This window comes from Kitasatospora sp. NPDC047058 (assembly GCF_040643935.1).
Lineage (GTDB): Bacteria > Actinomycetota > Actinomycetes > Streptomycetales > Streptomycetaceae > Kitasatospora.
Window position 1 is genome coordinate 1 of sequence record NZ_JBEYVJ010000577.1, and the last position, 3552, is coordinate 3552.

Sequence of the window (3552 nt, forward strand, 5' to 3'; positions counted from 1 at the left end):
GTGCTGGCCGTCGCTGGTCTTCGCCGACTCGGTCGCGACGATGAGATCACCGAGGCTCTCCCGCTCGACCTGTTCCCGCCCAGCCCCGGGCAGGGGCAGTGCGGCGACCGCCCGCCACCAGAGCCGCAGCGCGGGCGGGTCGGCCGGCTCGAACGGCTTGCCCGGGCGGGGCACCGCGAGCCGGGCCCCGAGCGACTGGGCCGCGGCGAGGACCCGCTCGGCGGGCTCCTCCCACGGGTGCGGGGCCAGGTTGAAGGTGCACCAGTGGATCGGCAGCATTAGTCCGCCGCCGAGGTCGAGGTGGGCCCGGACGCCCTCCTCGGGGGTCATGTGGACCTCGGGCCAGAAGTCGCAGTACGCGCCGACCTGCATCATCGTGGCGTCGAACGGGCCGAGCCGGCGGCCGATGTCGGCGAAGCCGGGGAAGTAGCCGGTGTCGCCGCTGTGGAAGATCCGGAGCCCGCCGCCGGAGACCACCCAGGAGGCCCAGAGGAAGAGCGCGCTGGTGCGCGGGCCGCGGCTGCAGTAGTGCCGGGCCGGGGTGGCGGTCAGGGTGAGCCCGGCGACCTCGGCCGACTCCCACCAGTCGAGCTCCACCAGCCGGTCGGCGGGGACGCCCCAGTGCTCCAGGTGCGCGCCGACGCCGAGCGGGACGGCGAAGACCGCGTCGGTGCCGATGAGGGCGCGGATGGTGCCCATGTCGAGGTGGTCGTAGTGGTCGTGCGAGACCACCACCACGTCGACCGGGCCGAGTTCGGAGAGCGGCAGGGGGACGGGGTGCAGCCGCTTGGGGCCGGTCCAGCCGAAGGGGGAGCAGCGTTCGCCCCAGACCGGGTCGAACAGCACCCGGCGGCCGCCGATCTCGGCGAGCACGGTGGCGTGGCCGAGCCAGGTCAGCCGCAGGCCGGAGGCGGGCGGCGCGGCGAGGTCGGCGGGGAGCAGCCGGTGCAGCGGCACGGCGGCGGCGGGCACCCGGCGGGTCTTGTCGGCGGCGAGCTGGGCCCGGGTGATCTCGAGCGGGGTGCGTTCGTAGACGAGCCGCCGGGTGGGCAGCGGGTTGCGGAAGGCCCCGTCGGCGAACTGCGGAGAGCGGTGGATCCGGGAGAGCCGTTCGCCCCGGGGGTCGGCGCCGAAGGCGTCCGTCCGGACCCGGTGCCAGGCCGCCCGGGGCAGCCCGGAGAGGGTCGGCGGGCCGGAGAACTGCGAGGTCAGACCGGCTACGCGGGAGTACCAGGGGGCGGGGCGGGGCACGGCACCTCCAAGGACGGCTACGGCTACCGGGCATGCCGGGGCGCGTACCCACGACCACGGGGCCGATTCGGTACGACCACCATCTCGTCGGAGGTTACTCGCAGTGGGCCGCCCGGACCTGGTGGGCGGCCCCGTGCGGGCCGTTCGGCGTACACCGGGGCGCGGCGGGGGCGGCCGTCCGTTCCCGGGGGGCCGGGCGGGCGCCCGTTCGCGTCGGCCGCCGGGGAGCCGGCGTCCGGTGCTACGCGTAGAAGCGGGTGATCGTCTCCGCGACGCAGTGCGGCTTGGCGCTCTCCGCGCTGGTGATGGTGAACCGGACCACGGCCTGGACGCCGCCCGGCACCTCGGTGGCGGAGACCAGTTCGGCGGTGGCCCGGATCGCGGTGCCGACCGGCACCGGGGCGGGGAAGCGGACCTTCTCCGAGCCGTAGTTGAGCGCCATCCGCACGCCCTCGACGCCGTAGCACTCCTTGGCCAGCACCGGGATCATCGACAGCGTCAGGTAGCCGTGCGCGATGGTCGAGCCGAACCGGCTCTCCTTCGCCCGCTCCGGGTCGACGTGGATCCACTGGTGGTCGCCGGTGGCCTCGGCGAACAGGTCGATCCGCTCCTGCTCGACGGTGTGCCACCGGCTGGTGCCCAGCTCGGTTCCGACGGCCGCGGTGAGGTCGGCGAGGGAGGCGAAGGTCGTCACGGTGCGCTCCTGGTGGCAGGTGGGGGTGCGGACTCCGGCAGAGTATGCCTACTCGCCGGTCACCTGTCAGGGCCCGGACCGGAAAACGATCAGGCCGGGACGGGAGGCCGGGACGCGGGCGGACGGGAGGCCGGGACGGACGCTCAAGGGCGGGGCGGCCACGGAAGGAAGGGGCGGCCACGGAAGGACGGGGCGGGACGCGGACGGCGGGACGGTGCCGGCCGCCGGCGCCGGGGGCCGGTCAGGACCGCTGCACCGTGCGGCCGGCGGGCAGCAGGTACCGGCCGCTGACCAGCTCCGGCACCAGGGCGATGAACAGCGGGTCCGGGTCGCCGACCCACGGCCGCAGTCCGGAGCGCAGCGCCTGCCGGACCTGCTCGGGCTCGCGCACCACCTCGGCCCGGCCGTGCACCAGGACGCTCCAGCCGGTACGGGTGACCAGGTCCAGCTCGTCGGCCTGGAAGGCCACGACGGTGCCGTCCAGTGCGCGCGCCGTCGTGCTCCCCCGGCGCACGGCGAGCAGCAGGCGCCCGTCCGGTGCGACCTCGAAGGCGACCGGCAGGACGGCCGGCAGCGCGTGCTCGGTGTACACCACGCGCCCGACGGGCACGGTGCTGAGCAGCCGCAGGCACTCGGCCTCGCCCAGGGTCTCCACACGGTCGTCACGGTCCATGGTTCCGATCGTCCACTCGCCCCGGCGGCGGCCGATAGGGCCCATGGTCCCGGAGCGGCCGGGCCGGGAGCCCCGTCGGCGGGCCCGCGGGGCGCTAGCTTGTCGGCAGCGGCGCGGAACGTGCCGGTGGCACGCCCCGCACGGCGGCGGCCGGGGGACCGCCGGTACGGCACGCGCGGCCGGACGGCGCACGTGGTGGCGGGTGGGCGGCCCCGGGTTCGGCGGGGCCCGCGAGGAGGGGGTGGTGCGGGTGGTCAACGGGGTCGACCTCGTGGTGATCGGGGCGGACGGCGGACCGGACCGGGGCTTCGCCGGTTCGGCGCACGCGGCGGCCGGGGCCCGGCTGCTCGCCGACGTCCTGCCCGGGATGTTCTTCGACGCCGGCTCGGCCGGCTGCCGGGTCGCGGTGGCGGACCCGGGCGCGGACGCCAACACCATGCTCACCGCGGTGCGCGAGGCGGCCGCCCGGCCCGGCCGGTGGCTGCTGGTCTGCCTGGCGGGCCAGCTGGTCGCCGACCCGCGCGGGCGGCGGCTGGCCCTGGTCACCGGCGGCTCCACCGCGGACAACGCCTACCGGCGCGGGCTGGCCTGGGACTGGGTGGTCAGCGCGATGGTCCACGGCGGCCACGAGGAGGCGCTGCTGCTGGTCGACGCCGTCGCCGACCGGGACACCTGGGCCGCGCTCGAACGCGGCGGCGGCGAGGACGGCGCGGGCGAGCTGCTCAGCTACCCGCGGGTGCCGCTCTGGGGCAGAGTCGGCCGCTACACCGGCGGCAGACGCGGGCGGGACGCGGTCCTGCCCGGTGGCGAAGGATCGTTCACCCGCGCCCTGGCGACGGTGCTCCGGCAGGGGCTGCCCGGTGCGCCCGCCGCCGTCTCTCCGCTCGACCTGCAACCGGCGGTCGCCGCCGTGCTCGACGGCGGCGGCCCGGAG

General features: G+C 76.6%; 2 protein-coding genes and 3 pseudogenes. 2 read left to right on the forward strand and 3 right to left on the reverse strand.

Going from position 1 to position 3552, the window contains the following annotated elements:
• Window positions 1-54 (forward strand): annotated as a pseudogene (locus ABZ885_RS37670) (hypothetical protein); the annotation flags it as partial.
• A gap of 48 nt (window positions 55-102) precedes the next feature.
• Here the strand turns inward: ABZ885_RS37670 and ABZ885_RS37675 are convergent.
• The 3 genes and pseudogenes from ABZ885_RS37675 to ABZ885_RS37685 form a co-directional block, all read right to left on the reverse strand.
• Window positions 103-1173 (reverse strand): annotated as a pseudogene (locus tag ABZ885_RS37675) (MBL fold metallo-hydrolase); the annotation flags it as partial.
• Between the two features lie 319 nt (window positions 1174-1492).
• Complete coding sequence (locus ABZ885_RS37680; RefSeq protein ID WP_360199172.1) at window positions 1493-1945, reverse strand: MaoC family dehydratase; 453 nt, start codon at window positions 1943-1945, stop codon at window positions 1493-1495.
• Between the two features lie 241 nt (window positions 1946-2186).
• Window positions 2187-2618: a pyridoxamine 5'-phosphate oxidase family protein gene (locus ABZ885_RS37685; protein ID WP_360199174.1), complete on the reverse strand. Its 432-nt coding sequence runs from the start codon at window positions 2616-2618 to the stop codon at window positions 2187-2189.
• A 244-nt stretch (window positions 2619-2862) separates the two neighbouring features.
• Here ABZ885_RS37685 and ABZ885_RS37690 point away from each other — a divergent pair.
• Window positions 2863-3552 (forward strand): annotated as a pseudogene (locus ABZ885_RS37690) (hypothetical protein); the annotation flags it as partial.

What these genes read in the sequence shown, in the direction of transcription:
- ABZ885_RS37685 (WP_360199174.1), bottom strand. Translation starts at nt 2,618, where the DNA reads ATGGACCGTGACGACCGTGTGGAGACCCTGGGCGAGGCCGAGTGCCTG.